Below are 13,623 nucleotides of genomic sequence, written 5' to 3'. Positions count from 1 at the left end.
GCTTCGAATCACACAGCCAGCGCTTTTTGACACGCTGGCCTATGACCAAACTTCCCCTCTACTCCAAATTACCCAAGGTACTTTGCTATGACTCTCAGCATTGATGATTTCATTAGGGCCTCTTACAACCAATACATCCCTGATTTTTCAGCCGAAACTTTTAGGAGTTTCACTTTAGGGGTAAATGCCATCATTATTAATCTTGCGCAACGAATGGCTAACGGCCCCCAAGGGGATGATGAAGCGATTGACGAGTTTGAATACATTATGAAGCTAAAAGCGTTGCTGACTGATTCTAGTTCTACGCCGACGATCCAAGATCATATTCGTAGACAGATGGAGCAAGCCAAACAAGCCGAGCTAGATTGTGAGGCAAGGCTTGCCCGAAAGCGTGAGGATTTCAAGGCATTCTGCAATGACTTAGTTGACGAATTTTATCTAGTCTTCTTTGAGTCATTGGACATACCTCGTGCTTGTTTGACTCACGAGGCAATGTGTGAAGACGACTACCTATTGTTTCTGCATCTCACAATTCCCTACGAAGATAGAACTTTGGAAGTTCACTTTGGTACTGTCTATACTCCCGCCTGGGACTTGCAAAAAGGCTGGTCTATCCACGAAACTTCAATTCACGTAAAGGGCATTACCTCAGGCAGTAGTTTTCGCAAGGACCAAGTTTCTGAGTTTCAGAAAACCTTGCTCGGCCAGTTAGCTTATCTTGCGGCCTATCCTCCGGTCAAAGACGAGATTCCCGACTTCAACGATTTTTAATTTGTACTTCTAATTGCACAAGCTGGCCGGGGAAACCTGGCCAGCACCTATCTCTAATATCTTATGGCTCCCCAAATTGGCGACATCCTAGAAACAGAAATTGGCTACAAATTTGACATCAAGCACATTGCCGACGGTGAACTATTTTTTGGCCGACCGGCGCACCCTAGCTGGAGTCAGGCTATGCCGATCGAGTCCTGGCCCCACTTCTGCGCCGACCTACGGCAGGAAGTCTACACGGGCCTGACGACTTCCGAGATTCGCGCCCTGGTCAAGTCTGACCACCTAACTGAAATTGTCCTGGCACTGGTAGAAGGCCGGGGGGAATGGTTAGAGCGAGGCAACAGCGGCAATGTGTTCCGCTATGGCACCCAGGCAATCAAGGTATCCTCTACGGTTCCGTACCACCCTGAGAACCCAGGCCATCTGACGATCAAAGAGTCTGTGCAGCAGCTCAAGCGAGAGTTTGATACCTGCATGGCTCTACTCGATTTGGATATCCCTGGCATCCTCCCGGCTCACTACCGAGTCGTGGGCGAAAAGGCATTCATGTTCATGCCGTTCATCGAGATTGCCACGAAGGAAAATCCGATGACCGAGCTACAGTGCAGGGCGATCGCCAAGACAATTCACAGGCTCCATGGTGCTAAATACGTCTACGGTGATTCTCGTATCCAGGCAGGACTATGGAACGGTCTACCTTTCCTGATTGACCTAGGCGAGGCCATGCCTTACACCGGCCAGGGCAAACGTTCATGGTGTCGCCGCCGAGATGATATTAGCGCCTTGAACCGCTTCTTCGAGGAGATGGGACATGTGCCCTACATTTTGGAACGGTCAAGAGCTATTAGTGATAAAAAAATCGAGGCATTTAGAAATAAAGTTAGACCTATCATTTAGGAGAACTTATGGGATATATCTCGATGAATCCAGAAGTCAACGTAAAGATGCTTGAAGAACTTCGGCAGATGTACGCAAAGGCAATGGCTGTTTTGAGTGAAATTGCTGGGGGTGCTCCTAACCCTCAGCAGCTTGCTGGCCAAACATTGAACAACATAACTGCTAACGAAAAACCCTTTAGCCTGGATAATGTTGTAGAGGCTCTTGTCTACAACATTCAAACTTACGAATCTGATACGTTCAGCGGATCAGGATTTGAAGTAACTCAAGACGAAGCAAGAACTATTGCGGCAAAGCTAATCAGCAAATTCTTGATCGCACCAGACGGAATGCCTGGTGATTACATAGATGGACTAGAACTAAACGATCAACTACATCAAGTTCGATTTGCTGACAAGGAAAACCATGACTCCATTTGAGCTATTCTGCAATCAACTACAGGCCGACCCTGAACTATTGTGGACCTGGCATTGCAACATTGCCATGGTCGCAGTTGACGCAGGAGCCGATCCCATACCCGCCAATGAAAGGGCTGCTGACTTTATGAATTTAGCCTTTGGCGCTGACCCCCGACAAACCGAATACTGGCAAACCATATTTCCCGATCATGGCAAACAATCTAGTTGATATTCAGCAAGAAAAAATCCAGGCATTGCACGAAGACATAAAATTGCTTTCTCTTGCCCTTGAGAAAGCGATTTTGCATTACGATAAAAATGTTACTGATATTCGCAAGCGAAAGAATCAGTTCATTGATATAGCTCATGCTGAATTAGATTCAAGAAACAATAACCTTAAATCAGCAGAACCCAGGTGATTATTATGCCCAAGATTCCTGAACTAGAAAGTCCCAATATTCAAATTGCCGAGAATTTCTACGGCAAGTTGTTAGACCTTCATCTTGAGGTAGAAGGTTATTTGCGTTCCCCAACTTCTGAAGGATGGCAAGAAATTAAAGCCATGTCTGACGAATGCAGAAAGTTGCGTGACTACCATCTAGGCACCAGGTATCAGTAATGCAGTTAACCATTGACACTAAAATCAAATGTATTCGTAGCGATCAAAAAACATGTGTTTGCTGTGAAGGTGGCTTGCATGTTTACTACAGAAAGCTAGAGCTAATTGACCACGGCATTCCAAAACATATTCTTCCCGATCTTGAGGCTTGGTTAAATCAGCAAATTGACTTCAGAAAGTATGACGGCAAAATTGTCAAAGTTACATTTGAGATTCAGGAGAATGAAGATCTAAATGTCGCTTAATCCATCTACCACAAGTAAGGCTATTAAGACAACGGCAAGGCTTGTCCTTGCAGCTGACCTGGCTCTTTCCATGAATATCTCAGCATCCTCGGCCACTATCGCTACTGGGCTTGCTACAACGACTTGCGCCAGCTTGATTGCTAGCTATATCTACGACAAAAAAACTAAGCAGCGACAATGAAACCGTACTTTGTACTGTTCAATTTCGGGGCAGGGGTTGAATCCTCTGCCCTTCTTTGTAAGTGGATATTCGACCCCAGCTCCAGGCCAATCGACCCGAACACCGGCAGGCCGATCGAGCTGCATCAGATCATCGTCCTCTTTGCGATCACCGGCCTCGAATACCAGAGCACAAAGTTTCTGGTCGAGACGTTCATACTGCCCCTGCTGCGTCAGCATGGCATACGCCTGATCCAAGTTGGCCGAGCTGGTCCCAGCCAGAAGGACGGCATTATTGTGGCCAGTGATTCCACTTGCCCCGCCGAGTTCATCTGCACCCGAGAGGATGCTGATCGCCTGGGCATCTGGAAGCTCAGCGACGAGCACGATATTTCGGCCAGTACACCTAAGCTCGGCAGGCCCCATACCTGCGCGATGAAGTACAAAGGGTTCACCCTGGATTCTGCGATCTTCATCTTGGAGTTCTACGCCAGGGGTGAGAGGCTTCACCAGCCGATCGTAGCTGCCGACCTGGCACAAGCCAGAAAGGCCGCTAAGGGCAAGAGCAAGGCACCCGTGCTCTGGGGGCCAGTGCTCGGCTACAACCTCGATGAGGCTGGCCGCATGTCCCGCTCATCTGAGTATGGCTGCCGGGGAGAGCAGTACCTTTACCCGCTGATCACCGTGCTCAAGTGGGACCGGGCCGATTGCTTCAACTACCTCAAGAGTCTCTTTGGGGTGGACTGGAAGAAATCGGCCTGCACTCGCTGCCCGTTCGTAGAAGAGTGGTCGGCTGTTGAGCGTTACCAGCTCGAACCCTACGGGGCTGTCGATGCCGTCCAGGCCGAGTTTAACACCCTGGTCCTGAATGACCGAATGCACCTGTTCAGCCATCATTCTGCGTTCACCTTTACCAAGAAGTATCTGCCCGAGGTAGACCACCTCGTAGCCGACTCTCTGGCCCAGATAGATACCTGGGCACTGTTCAGGGTCAGGCGGGCATATCAGGAGTTCTTTAGACCTACTGATAAAAATCCGACTCACTGGCAGGTTGATTCTATGCGTGAGCTGGTCAAGCTGGCCCAGGGCGATCGCATATCTATGGACCTACTTCTCTTGCAAGTAGCCGATGAAAGGCGGCTCACACTTGAAAAGGTTGAGACGGTAGACCTGCGTAAACGCAAATTTCGTAGCAACCGGAAACTTATAACTGGCCTTTCTAGTTCTATAATTATAACTAAAGGCAGGAAAGGCATCGATCTGCGGGGAGAACCCTACCAGGGCTATTCCCAACCGCTTGCAAAGCTTGACTATTTTAAGTGCTTCCCATTTGTTCGGGCAGTGCGTTATCCCAGGCCCATTCTTTCCTTTCCCTCGGCTGAAGAGTTTTACGTGGTGGCTCCCGATCGCATTAACGAGAAGGTAGCCGACCAGGCCAAATTTAATCAGGCCTGGTATGCGATTACTGGAGAGGCCGAAGCTGGCCAACAATTACAGCTGTTTATTTGAGATTTCCTATGAACCTTGATGCAGAAGAACAAAAGCTAGATAAGTCTTGCGATGCCAAAGACTATAGGCAGCAAGTTATCTCAAGAATGGTTGAATATTTTATAGATGAAGATTTTGGCCCTACTCACTTGCAAGCCTTAATGACTCTGGTAACTCGGATGAATCTTTCTGAAGAATCCGAGAAGGAGATTTTAGAATTTGCTGAATATATCAAGGGAAAATATTCTTCATGAAGCTTTCTGAATACATAGCAAATTTGCAACAGATTCAGCGTGAGCTGCCTGATGGTATTGACCCCCCTGTTGCTGTAGGTGACTGGGGGGAAGAATACGAAATACCCGCAGAGTGGCCAAGTGAAACTGCATTCTTCGGCACGTTCAAATACAAGAACCTTGATGGTAAGGTAATTGACGGGCCAGTTGTTATTATCGGCATTCTTTCATAAACCCATGGACACATCTAAGCTGATTACATTTGAAGGCTGCGAAGGTGCAGGAAAGACTACGCTTGCAATTGACTTGGGTAAACGATTGCTCCGTCATCTTAACTTTGAAAAGCCAGTATTGCTGACCGCAGAACCATGCCTTAACAACTTTGGGCTTGGGGTAAGAGATAAATTACTCTCGAAATCTGCAAACTCCAAACGAGCCGAGCTGCTGCTTTTTGCGGCAGACCGAGCTGAACACTGCCACAATTTTATTTACCCCCGACTAGATGAAGGTGCATGGGTCATCTGCGATCGCTTTATCGACTCATCCTATGCCAATCAGGGCTATGGCTTAGGACTGCCTCTGCGTATGGTAGAGGCAGTAAATAATATTGCCACCGGGGGCCTAATCCCTGACCTGACCATTTTTCTGGATATTAATCCCAGGGAAAGCCTGCGCCGAATTGACCGGCCTTTGGACTCCATCGAAAATTCTGACATTGAGTTTCATGAACGGGTATATACCGGGTATAAAGCCCTTTGTGAGCTGTACCCTAAACGCATTGTGGCGATCGACGCAAACCGTCCGTTCGACACTGTTGCGGACGAAATTTTCAAGACGACGATAGATCGTCTTCTCCCTTAGTAGCCTGCATCTGCATTCTATTTCTATGGAGCTAGACCATGATTTCAAATACAAGAACCTCCCCGTTTACCGAACTAGAGGCTTACGTTTATTTGTCAGGCATTGCCACAGAATTTATTAGGTGCTCTCCGTGCCACAAATTGGTTTTGACTCAAATAAATCAAGGCAATAGAATGCCTGCCAAATCCAGTCTTATTGATTGCCTCAATCAGGATCAACTTGAAGAACTAGAAAAGGATGGCTTTAGAAAGTTCTTCCTTGATCCACTTATGGGATACAGGCTGATTTTTGAAGTTGCGCCCAAAACTGTTCCAGAGCCGAGTTATTACATTACCCAGCTTGGCCGGGTAGTTCTTGAACGAATTTCTTTTGGAGTCCTGAACTAATGAAATCCTATACTTCTAACATACATTACATCGTGATTGGCGTTGTAATTCTAGGCATTGTTGCTACATTCATACTTGATCGAATGTCAGGTGTTCCAACAACCTTGAAATTGGTCAGTGGCAGTTGGTGGACCCAGCTTGAATTACGAGAAAGATATACCGATTGCAATTGGGTAGACAAAACAGTAAACGGGAAAAAGACTCGGGCCTTGGAGTGCAATCAAGAAACACGACGATTAGACCTCGTTGAATCAAGTGGTGCCTGCATTTCAGCCAACGCCTGCGATCCAGTTAATTGGGTTGATGAGCCTAAAGGTTGGAAGTCTAGGCCTTTTACTTACGTCAACAGATCTTCCGGCTTCACCGTTAACTTTCGAGATGTTGAGTTCAACAAGGATGTTTCTTTTCAGTATTCAGAGGCCAATTATCGCATTATGCTGCCTCGTAGATTGGGCGCAATGATGCCATCTGAAAAGCGTCTTCTCGGCTACAAAAAACCAACGCCTCTCTAATTGACTATGGCACTAGACGAACAAGAATATGAGCTGATGCGATGGCTGGCAAATAAGTATCCATGCGGCATTGAGTCAGGCCATATCCACTGGGTTCTAGCCTTACGTGAATTTGTCGGCACAACATTTTCCATGTCCGACCTATCAGAAACACTTGGCCTAAACGTTAAACGAAACTCTGTCAGATTGAGAGAGCTGAAACAAAAGGGATTGATCTTCTACGAGATTTTCTATTATCCCGACCATGTTACTCAATACACTCTTTATTGGGTAATTACAAGGCCCGACGAAAGGTGTCCTGAGTACCTTGTCAAGAAGGCTAGGCAAGACAGACTTATTGCTGTGCTTATTCATCCTCAACATGGCAAGAAGAACCTATACAACGGCAAGGTAGCCAGGTTTTGTAAAAAGTACAAGCTGACCAGAACATCGCTCACGAAGCTCATAAATTGTGAAATTTCACATCACAAGGAATGGCGTTTATTTATCAAGGATTAATTCAATGACTCTTTATCTAAATTACCGCTACGGAAATACCCGAGAAACTACCCATGAATATGAGCCGGGTACTCTGCGCAGTAAAGCAGTCAAAGAAGCCAGAGAGGCTAACAAACATCTCACCGAAGGTGAGTATTACGTCAGCATTCGCCCTTGCAAAAACTGGAAAGAGCAGGAGAGCTAGTTATGACAATAATTCCAGATTATGACCCTGTTATTTACGAAATCAGAAAAGATGAAATAGTGATTGGCAATGTCAAGTATTCCTCTGGTGAATTTTACAGTGATGAGTTTGGTTTCCATTCTCATGGAATTTCACAGGGACAAAGCCTAGGCCAGCTTAGCGATTTTATTAAAGCCCAAGAAAAACGAGGCTACCAATTTATATTTGAACCCGATCCTTATGCCCAGAGTCAAACCGCTCGAACCGGGCTGGGAACACCAGCCTGTGAGGATATACCGCAACCTACTGAATAAGCGAATGTCAATTCAGAGCTACGATTCAACTAAGAAAGGCTGGCGAGTCATTGGCCATGTGACCGAGGCCACATTGAAAGATGTGGTTTTTTTCGTATCCCAAAAAGGAGCCGACCGGGCCATCCGGCAGCAGACCCGGAATGTCCATGCCTGGGGGCAAGGCATCTTGGTCCCAGGCCAGCGCACCACCAGCACCCTGCGGCTCTACTACAACGTCTTTCAGTCTAAAGAGTTCCACGTAGACGATGCCCAGGGCCAGGTCATCTACCGAGCACGGTGGCTTGAGGTTAGAGGCAATATGCCCTACCTCAGTTCAGATGCCTTGCTGCATCCAAAAGACGCCTGGGCCGACACACCGGCACCCGTGCAGGGGAACCTACTGCTATTCCCTCAAGCCGATGGGTCTGGCTTTGCCGGAAAGAAGGCAGGCCTACGCAGATTGTCTAGCTCAAGACCTGTCTGCGATCGCCATGCCTCCACAGTTCCCTGGCCAGCCCAGCCGTATTTACGTCCACCTTGAGTAAATGGCCTGCTCTGCTTGACCATTTCGGTATCGATCGCATTTTTGCCAATCCCTGTAGGGCGATAAACCTCACGGGTTTGGTTCACTCCTCTGTTATTCGATGCCTGGTGTAGCGATTGCTTTCCAGCCAAAACGTGTTGAGCAAGGTGCTTCTCAGCCAACTGATTTGCAACTTTTATTCTGTCCATCTATTTACCTTCCTGCCATGAAATTTATTCTTCGTGCCACTTTCTCGCTGCTTCTCATTTTATTGACTACCTGCACTGGCCATGCAGAAGATACCCGGAAATGGTATTACACCGGAGTTCTCAATCAAACTGGCGAAAGTTATACTTTTCGCTACGAAACATTGGACGACTGCCAGCGATCAAGAGAAGAAGCCCTGAACAACGGAACCATTACCCCAACAACAGTTTGTTTGCATGTTTGACAATTCCATAGAATAGGTCTTGAGTTGTAATTCTGCTAGAATCGTGTTACCAGTCCACGGTTCTAGCAGATGACTTCTATTCCGCCGCCACCGCCACCGCCGCCGCCACCGCCGCCCCTGTCCAGCTCTAGCCAGCCTGTAGAGTACCTGCCCCAAGAAACTGATCTTTCTGCCTCTGATGACTTCTTGGCTTTTCTTGAATGGCTGACCACTTCCCCTAGTTTGATTGATGTGGTCAAACTGTTTGGCTATGCCAAAGAAACGTTTGACCGGCTTGATAGAAATGATGCCATTGCATCTACCCTGAGCTTTGCAAAAGCCTTACGAAGAAAAGCCGACGGCAAGCGTAAAGCTCGACAGACGACTATCAACAGATTCAACGCTCACCAGAACAGTCGTTTATCCGATCGAAACATCAAATGAAAAAACAATTGCCAAAATCTCACCGAACACCGCAAAGCTATATCGGTGAAAAAGTGACCTGGAAAACTCCATTATCTAGGCGAATAGCTGACGGTAGTTTTACCAGCATTCGAGAAGGCATTGCTATTTATTACCTCAGACCGTTTATTAAACCAACTCAGTGTCAAGAGGTACTAGATGCAAAAGCATCTCAATGTTTTTTCGGGTACGGAAAAACTGGAGGATCTAGCAACCCTCGGCTTATTATCCGAGTCGAGAGGACAGGCAAAAATGGTAGGGTTCTGCAACCACATTATTTTGCTCCTCGCGTCTCTTCTATTTTAACCTCTCAAAAAATAGACGAAAAAACCGAATAACAAACTGCACTCTAGATTTTTATTATTGCTTTCTTGCCATCATGAAAAATATGCCCCTTGTTAGTTCTCCCTACCTAAGCCGACAGAAAACAATATTTGTTAGCTCACCCTACACTCAAGGCGATTCACTTCAAAATGTCATCCTTCAAATTAAGGCCCAGCATCATTTAATGGACATGGGGTATATTCCCTTTGTCCCACTACTTTCTCATTTTTCCGATGAAATCAGAGGGAGACCTTACGAAGAATGGATGAGTTGGTGTTTAGCTTGGCTAGACCGTTGCGATGCTCTGGTGCGGCTAGACTCCGAGTATTCAAGCTCAGGAGCCGATCGAGAACAAGCCTATGCCGATCTAAAAGGAATCCCTGTTTTTCTTGGCCTTGATGCCGTACCTGATCCGTTGGAAATTCGCTCAAGGCTGCCGCTATGATCTATCAGCTAACAATTACCGGAGAGGTTGAAATTGTTGGCGTCTTTGAAGATACCGACAAGCGATATTCTCCTCTTTGGTTTATGGATGCAGTACGCGAGGCCCACCAGTGCGATCGCTTTGATCTTGACCCGTGCTCCGACGTAATTGGCAATCAAAACGTCAGGGCCGACAAGATTTATACAATTCAGGATGATGGCCTTGAACAACCGTTCTACGGCAATATGTACTGCAACTGGCCATTTTCAAACCCTCGCCCATGGATGCAAAGAATTATCGACTTTGACGCTGACATTGAACAGATCACTGTTCTAGCTCGGTGCGACTTGTCTACCAGGTGGGCGAGAATGGCTTTAGACTATTTTGATCTGGCCTGCCATCCTCGCAAACGCATTTCGTTTGACGGGTGCGACGACGCACCCGATTTTACCTGCATTGTTTTTTACAAAGGCCCTAACCGTGACTATTGGGCTAAGGTCATGGATGAAAAGGTAGGGGCTGTCTTTTCAAGGGTTTCGTCAGGCTCTCATAGCTCTGATCTAATTCAGCCCCCTAGCGGTGCTTTATTTTCTGAGTGCCGAACCTGGCGTTATGGCCTATGGCGCATCTGGGATGAGTCGCTGCCGATGGTTGCTTTTTGTGGCCTTAACCCATCGACAGCCGATGAGGAGAATAATGATCCGACGGTTCGACGTTGCATCAATTTTGCTAAATCTTGGGGCTTTGGCGGAATGTTCATGCTCAATGCCTACGGGTTCAGGGCCACCCTGCCGAAGGATATGAAGGCAGCGGCGGACCCGGTAGGGCCAGACAATGACAAGTGGCTGGCCTACTTTGCTGAGCGATCGGAAATGGTGATCGCCGCCTGGGGTGCTCATTGCAGTTTTAATCGAGAAGCTGAAGTCTATGAACTGCTGAAGCCTAACGTTTATTGCCTGGGCACAACCAAGGCCGGACACCCCAAACACCCGCTCTACCTCAGCGCATCTACAGAACGTGTCCCCTGGCAATCGGCCACCGTTGCCCAGGCTATTTGCTAAACCCACGGAATGACTTGAACGTAAAAGACTGGCCTTGGCTCCTGGCTCTAGCCTCCCCAGGGGCCAAGACTTTTTTACGATCGACCGGCTGATCCGAAAACGACGGCAGCGTTATTCCAGTCGATATCTTTGAGCTCATGATGTGCTTGCAGTCGTTCTTTGCTCCGGCCTTCGAGGCCGACCAATCGCGCACAGGATTAGCCCATGTCTTGCTTAGGTTGCTCAACTTATGCAACCGTTCTGAATGGTCTGGGCAGGAACATAGCCAGCGTCTAGGAGTGCTCATGGGCATTCATAACCTTCGAGTGGGCCTTGTGGATCACCGCAGTCATCTGGCCCCATACCATCAATTCTAGTCACCTGGAAGTTCCTGAACTCATAGGACACTCCACAGCCTGACCAGTAAGTTCGTCCCCCGGCCCCATCTAAATTCAAGGCAACCGAAATTGGGTTGCCAGCCGAATCATGGGCAGACAACACATACTGAACACCCATATCGCTAAAACTTCCAGGGAACGGGAATGTTTGTTGAACCGGATAGCCGATCGGACCATACAAAATCTGGGAAGGGATAACTCCCGATTGAGGCCGCCAGTCTCCCCAACCTCCACAGTTGATTGAAAATGACGTTCTGGACCTGATCTCATAGCTCACTGCATATTGAGCCGGGGGTGGGCACTGGCCCCCGGTAAATGGAGGGGGACCATAGACCGGCACCCTGGCCGCCTCACATTCCTCCTGTGTGGCGTAGACGCCATCTGTCTCGGAGTATTCACAAACCCCATCCGAGCAAAACCACCCAGGCGTAGCAGCAGGGCAAAGCGGGGCAGGCTGGCCAGCGTCAGGCTTGCCGCAGGCTGATGCCACATCAGGCCGAGGCCCAGGCACCGTTAGGGTAACGTCCCCGGTAATTCGTAGCTCCTCGCTATCTTCGTGCCAGCAGGCTGTATTGTTGCCATCTACAGCCACCCAGTCCCCACCGGCAGGTTTATACCAGAACCGCTGAAAGCTTTCTGCTTCTGTCTGCTCGAACGTGCAGAGCACCTGAAAGTTATTGCCGATCTGAGCATACCCATTGTTGGTGTAGCCGATTGGGCAACCCTGGCCAGATTCGGCCTGCTCTCGGCTGACCGACACCCAGCGGCTATCGTACTTTGGCGCAAGGTAGCAATTTGCTGGCTCTGTTGGATCTTCCGGTTGGTCCTCATCATCCTCGGGATAGACACAGGAGCCATCGTCATAGGTTGCTGTAGGGTCGTAATTTTCAGCGGTGGGATCGGTGCAACCGGCATTGGGCAGGATGCAGCTGCCGTCGTCTATTTCTGCCTCCGGATTGTAGTTCTCTGCCTCTGGGTCCGTGCAGCCGTAGACCGGCATTGGCTCATCGTCACCTGAATTTGTGAAGACTGGCCTGCTCGGGAACAGTGGCTCACCAGGCGTTGGAGACTGGGGCCTTGGAAAATTGGCCCAGAACTCCGGTGGTGCGATGATCGAAAACTCGGGCGGGATCTGGTTCCAGTTATCCCGCAATTCCTCGTAGGTGACATCTGGTGAGATGACCACATGGAAGTTGCAATCCCGACTGGCCTTGTAGAAAAACAGGCCACCAATCTTTAGCTCTGGCTTGAGCTGCAAGGCCTTCTCGTACCGTGCATACTCTGACTGATAGTTGTAGGTGTCCGTCTCGTCGTAGATGGGTTTAGACCCATAGGGCCTGCCCCGCCTGCGCCCAGGCTTCAGGTCGTCTACACCATCTGGTGAGCACCAAACTTTAGGCGATCGAGGCCTCGCCCCCGGCACCTTTGGGGAGTAGGCCGATGATTCTGTTTTGTCGGAATGCGGCTTTGACTGGTTCCACGACTTTTCCTCTTTCCAGCCAAAACCACCCTTTCGACTTTTGCGCCGGACCATTATTCGTACTGCCCACCTATGGCAAAGACGTTCACCCCATTGGTCAGCGCTGAGCTGACGCCCAGATACAGATTCTCGTAGGGTTCGAGCCGCAGAGCTGTTTTGTCGGTTCCCATTAAGATCGGCGGCAGTTCAAAATCAGCGCTGAATTTTGCGGTGGCCAGGTTTGCCCAGGTCACTTCTCCACTGGTTTTGTCGCCCAGGTCAACGACCGTGTTGATCGGCAGCACCGCAAATAACTGGGCCGAGGTTTGATCAGCCTTCTTCCGATACAACCGAACCTCGAAGGGGTCTGCTTCGTTGCCCAAGAAGACAACCCGAATGCACTCAATAAGGGCACCTGACGCACTGCCCTCTACCAAGAGGGGCAGGTTTGCGGACCCAGGATCTCGGCCAGCTGTCTGGTTTGTCAGCAGAACCATCCCTGTCAGTGGAGTCTTGGTATAGATCGGCTGCGTATTTTGGCTCATGATTACCATCCAAATGATGAAGACAATAGATTGCCGATCACAACATGATCAGCGATCGACGTATCGGCAGGGCCGGGAATTGATTGCAAATAGACTGCCCCCCAGCGTTCAAACCGCTGACTTCTAACCTCTTGGTTCCGGTAGTTGAAAACGTGGAGTGTCAGGGCCAGGTCATCGCACTTATCCAGATAGTATTGGTTCCACTGCCGAGTACCTTTGGCTAAGTCCCACTTGAGGTTAGAGCGGTTGATATCACCAACAAACAACGTCTTTTCACCGGCTGGTTCTTCGGTCTGATTTGTTTTGGCCCAGGCCGACTCACAAATTTCAATCTGTTGCAGGATATACCCGTAGATGGTCTTGCTCCAAACCTCATTAAGAGCCTCTTCGAGCTGACCAACATCCTGGGCCGGAATGCCGGAATAGGAGGCATAGCCCAGGTGAAACCTAATTTTGCTTTTCTCGATTTCGCTTAGTTGAGTCACCCTGCAA

24 protein-coding genes are annotated in these 13,623 nt (G+C 48.7%); 21 read left to right on the top strand and 3 right to left on the bottom strand.

Annotation, left to right across the window (positions count from 1 at the left end; all coding sequences use genetic code 11):
• Positions 1 to 87 precede the first annotated feature (87 nt).
• From LEPTO7104_RS0131890 to LEPTO7104_RS39705, 21 genes are all read left to right on the top strand, one after another.
• A complete protein-coding gene (locus LEPTO7104_RS0131890; protein WP_017302629.1) occupies positions 88 to 771 on the top strand; it encodes a hypothetical protein in 684 nt (227 codons plus the stop codon).
• Between the two features lie 63 nt (positions 772 to 834).
• Positions 835 to 1,671 (top strand): hypothetical protein, encoded by an 837-nt coding sequence (locus tag LEPTO7104_RS0131885; protein ID WP_017302628.1) that lies wholly within the window; start codon positions 835 to 837, stop codon positions 1,669 to 1,671.
• Positions 1,672 to 1,679: 8 nt separating this feature from the next.
• On the top strand, positions 1,680 to 2,090 hold the full coding sequence (locus LEPTO7104_RS0131880; RefSeq protein ID WP_017302627.1) for a hypothetical protein: 411 nt from the start codon (positions 1,680 to 1,682) through the stop codon (positions 2,088 to 2,090).
• 137 nt (positions 2,091 to 2,227) lie between these two features.
• The gene (locus tag LEPTO7104_RS41030; protein ID WP_155524073.1) at positions 2,228 to 2,488 is read left to right on the top strand and encodes a hypothetical protein; all 261 of its coding nucleotides are present in this window, start codon (positions 2,228 to 2,230) and stop codon (positions 2,486 to 2,488) included.
• A gap of 5 nt (positions 2,489 to 2,493) precedes the next feature.
• Positions 2,494 to 2,688, top strand: coding sequence for a hypothetical protein (locus LEPTO7104_RS0131870; protein WP_017302625.1), 195 nt, complete (start codon positions 2,494 to 2,496; stop codon positions 2,686 to 2,688).
• Positions 2,688 to 2,933: a hypothetical protein gene (locus LEPTO7104_RS0131865; protein ID WP_017302624.1), complete on the top strand. Its 246-nt coding sequence runs from the start codon at positions 2,688 to 2,690 to the stop codon at positions 2,931 to 2,933. Before LEPTO7104_RS0131870 ends, LEPTO7104_RS0131865 begins: the two co-directional genes overlap by 1 nt.
• Before the next feature lie 177 nt (positions 2,934 to 3,110).
• The gene (locus LEPTO7104_RS0131860) at positions 3,111 to 4,601 is read left to right on the top strand and encodes a hypothetical protein (protein ID WP_017302623.1); all 1,491 of its coding nucleotides are present in this window, start codon (positions 3,111 to 3,113) and stop codon (positions 4,599 to 4,601) included.
• Between the two features lie 8 nt (positions 4,602 to 4,609).
• Positions 4,610 to 4,834, top strand: a complete 225-nt coding sequence (locus LEPTO7104_RS0131855; protein WP_017302622.1) for a hypothetical protein — start codon at positions 4,610 to 4,612, stop codon at positions 4,832 to 4,834.
• Entirely contained in the window at positions 4,831 to 5,046 is a 216-nt protein-coding gene (locus tag LEPTO7104_RS0131850; RefSeq protein ID WP_017302621.1) for a hypothetical protein, read from the top strand. Before LEPTO7104_RS0131855 ends, LEPTO7104_RS0131850 begins: the two co-directional genes overlap by 4 nt.
• Positions 5,047 to 5,050: 4 nt before the next feature.
• A complete protein-coding gene (tmk, locus tag LEPTO7104_RS0131845; protein ID WP_017302620.1) occupies positions 5,051 to 5,674 on the top strand; it encodes a dTMP kinase in 624 nt (207 codons plus the stop codon).
• A 38-nt stretch (positions 5,675 to 5,712) separates the two neighbouring features.
• Complete coding sequence (locus tag LEPTO7104_RS41025) at positions 5,713 to 6,060, top strand: hypothetical protein (protein WP_155524072.1); 348 nt, start codon at positions 5,713 to 5,715, stop codon at positions 6,058 to 6,060.
• Positions 6,060 to 6,572 carry a hypothetical protein gene (locus LEPTO7104_RS41020; RefSeq protein WP_155524071.1) on the top strand — a complete coding sequence of 171 codons (513 nt, stop codon included), beginning with the start codon at positions 6,060 to 6,062 and terminating at the stop codon, positions 6,570 to 6,572. The genes LEPTO7104_RS41025 and LEPTO7104_RS41020 overlap by 1 nt, the downstream gene beginning before the upstream one ends.
• Before the next feature lie 6 nt (positions 6,573 to 6,578).
• Entirely contained in the window at positions 6,579 to 7,070 is a 492-nt protein-coding gene (locus LEPTO7104_RS0131835; protein ID WP_017302618.1) for a hypothetical protein, read from the top strand.
• A gap of 4 nt (positions 7,071 to 7,074) precedes the next feature.
• Positions 7,075 to 7,254, top strand: a complete 180-nt coding sequence (locus tag LEPTO7104_RS41015; protein WP_155524070.1) for a hypothetical protein — start codon at positions 7,075 to 7,077, stop codon at positions 7,252 to 7,254.
• A gap of 2 nt (positions 7,255 to 7,256) precedes the next feature.
• Entirely contained in the window at positions 7,257 to 7,547 is a 291-nt protein-coding gene (locus LEPTO7104_RS41010; protein ID WP_155524069.1) for a hypothetical protein, read from the top strand.
• Positions 7,548 to 7,551: 4 nt separating this feature from the next.
• A complete protein-coding gene (locus LEPTO7104_RS37715) occupies positions 7,552 to 8,067 on the top strand; it encodes a hypothetical protein (RefSeq protein ID WP_155524068.1) in 516 nt (171 codons plus the stop codon).
• Positions 8,068 to 8,170: 103 nt separating this feature from the next.
• Entirely contained in the window at positions 8,171 to 8,500 is a 330-nt protein-coding gene (locus tag LEPTO7104_RS41005; RefSeq protein WP_155524067.1) for a hypothetical protein, read from the top strand.
• Between the two features lie 69 nt (positions 8,501 to 8,569).
• The gene (locus tag LEPTO7104_RS41000) at positions 8,570 to 8,923 is read left to right on the top strand and encodes a hypothetical protein (RefSeq protein ID WP_155524066.1); all 354 of its coding nucleotides are present in this window, start codon (positions 8,570 to 8,572) and stop codon (positions 8,921 to 8,923) included.
• The gene (locus LEPTO7104_RS40995; protein ID WP_155524065.1) at positions 8,920 to 9,279 is read left to right on the top strand and encodes a hypothetical protein; all 360 of its coding nucleotides are present in this window, start codon (positions 8,920 to 8,922) and stop codon (positions 9,277 to 9,279) included. The genes LEPTO7104_RS41000 and LEPTO7104_RS40995 overlap by 4 nt, the downstream gene beginning before the upstream one ends.
• A 41-nt stretch (positions 9,280 to 9,320) precedes the next feature.
• Positions 9,321 to 9,710: a DUF1937 family protein gene (locus LEPTO7104_RS39145; protein ID WP_071527446.1), complete on the top strand. Its 390-nt coding sequence runs from the start codon at positions 9,321 to 9,323 to the stop codon at positions 9,708 to 9,710.
• A complete protein-coding gene (locus LEPTO7104_RS39705) occupies positions 9,707 to 10,750 on the top strand; it encodes a DNA N-6-adenine-methyltransferase (RefSeq protein WP_017302616.1) in 1,044 nt (347 codons plus the stop codon). Before LEPTO7104_RS39145 ends, LEPTO7104_RS39705 begins: the two co-directional genes overlap by 4 nt.
• Before the next feature lie 282 nt (positions 10,751 to 11,032).
• Here LEPTO7104_RS39705 and LEPTO7104_RS0131820 read toward each other — a convergent pair whose 3' ends face one another.
• The 3 genes from LEPTO7104_RS0131820 to LEPTO7104_RS0131810 all read right to left on the bottom strand — a co-directional run bounded on the left by LEPTO7104_RS0131820 (position 11,033) and on the right by LEPTO7104_RS0131810 (position 13,616).
• On the bottom strand, positions 11,033 to 12,385 hold the full coding sequence (locus LEPTO7104_RS0131820) for a hypothetical protein (protein WP_155524064.1): 1,353 nt from the start codon (positions 12,383 to 12,385) through the stop codon (positions 11,033 to 11,035).
• 275 nt (positions 12,386 to 12,660) lie between these two features.
• Positions 12,661 to 12,969, bottom strand: coding sequence for a hypothetical protein (locus LEPTO7104_RS0131815; protein WP_155524063.1), 309 nt, complete (start codon positions 12,967 to 12,969; stop codon positions 12,661 to 12,663).
• A gap of 164 nt (positions 12,970 to 13,133) precedes the next feature.
• Positions 13,134 to 13,616: a hypothetical protein gene (locus LEPTO7104_RS0131810; protein ID WP_017302613.1), complete on the bottom strand. Its 483-nt coding sequence runs from the start codon at positions 13,614 to 13,616 to the stop codon at positions 13,134 to 13,136.
• Between the last annotated feature and the right edge of the window lie 7 nt (positions 13,617 to 13,623).

Source organism: Nodosilinea nodulosa PCC 7104 (assembly GCF_000309385.1).
In the GTDB taxonomy this organism is placed as follows: Bacteria; Cyanobacteriota; Cyanobacteriia; order Phormidesmidales; family Phormidesmidaceae; genus Nodosilinea; species Nodosilinea nodulosa.
This window is presented reverse-complemented; position numbering and strand designations above follow the sequence as displayed.

Coding starts and splice junctions, on each gene's coding strand:
- LEPTO7104_RS41010 (WP_155524069.1), top strand. CDS start 7,257: ATGACAATAATTCCAGATTATGACCCTGTTATTTACGAAATCAGAAAA.
- LEPTO7104_RS41005 (WP_155524067.1), top strand. CDS start 8,171: ATGCCTGGTGTAGCGATTGCTTTCCAGCCAAAACGTGTTGAGCAAGGT.
- LEPTO7104_RS0131890 (WP_017302629.1), top strand. CDS start 88: ATGACTCTCAGCATTGATGATTTCATTAGGGCCTCTTACAACCAATAC.
- LEPTO7104_RS0131835 (WP_017302618.1), top strand. CDS start 6,579: ATGGCACTAGACGAACAAGAATATGAGCTGATGCGATGGCTGGCAAAT.
- LEPTO7104_RS37715 (WP_155524068.1), top strand. CDS start 7,552: ATGTCAATTCAGAGCTACGATTCAACTAAGAAAGGCTGGCGAGTCATT.
- LEPTO7104_RS0131885 (WP_017302628.1), top strand. CDS start 835: ATGGCTCCCCAAATTGGCGACATCCTAGAAACAGAAATTGGCTACAAA.
- LEPTO7104_RS39145 (WP_071527446.1), top strand. CDS start 9,321: ATGAAAAATATGCCCCTTGTTAGTTCTCCCTACCTAAGCCGACAGAAA.
- LEPTO7104_RS41020 (WP_155524071.1), top strand. CDS start 6,060: ATGAAATCCTATACTTCTAACATACATTACATCGTGATTGGCGTTGTA.
- tmk (WP_017302620.1), top strand. CDS start 5,051: ATGGACACATCTAAGCTGATTACATTTGAAGGCTGCGAAGGTGCAGGA.
- LEPTO7104_RS0131880 (WP_017302627.1), top strand. CDS start 1,680: ATGGGATATATCTCGATGAATCCAGAAGTCAACGTAAAGATGCTTGAA.
- LEPTO7104_RS41015 (WP_155524070.1), top strand. CDS start 7,075: ATGACTCTTTATCTAAATTACCGCTACGGAAATACCCGAGAAACTACC.
- LEPTO7104_RS39705 (WP_017302616.1), top strand. CDS start 9,707: ATGATCTATCAGCTAACAATTACCGGAGAGGTTGAAATTGTTGGCGTC.
- LEPTO7104_RS0131870 (WP_017302625.1), top strand. CDS start 2,494: ATGCCCAAGATTCCTGAACTAGAAAGTCCCAATATTCAAATTGCCGAG.
- LEPTO7104_RS0131860 (WP_017302623.1), top strand. CDS start 3,111: ATGAAACCGTACTTTGTACTGTTCAATTTCGGGGCAGGGGTTGAATCC.
- LEPTO7104_RS40995 (WP_155524065.1), top strand. CDS start 8,920: ATGAAAAAACAATTGCCAAAATCTCACCGAACACCGCAAAGCTATATC.
- LEPTO7104_RS0131865 (WP_017302624.1), top strand. CDS start 2,688: ATGCAGTTAACCATTGACACTAAAATCAAATGTATTCGTAGCGATCAA.
- LEPTO7104_RS0131850 (WP_017302621.1), top strand. CDS start 4,831: ATGAAGCTTTCTGAATACATAGCAAATTTGCAACAGATTCAGCGTGAG.
- LEPTO7104_RS41025 (WP_155524072.1), top strand. CDS start 5,713: ATGATTTCAAATACAAGAACCTCCCCGTTTACCGAACTAGAGGCTTAC.
- LEPTO7104_RS41000 (WP_155524066.1), top strand. CDS start 8,570: ATGACTTCTATTCCGCCGCCACCGCCACCGCCGCCGCCACCGCCGCCC.
- LEPTO7104_RS0131855 (WP_017302622.1), top strand. CDS start 4,610: ATGAACCTTGATGCAGAAGAACAAAAGCTAGATAAGTCTTGCGATGCC.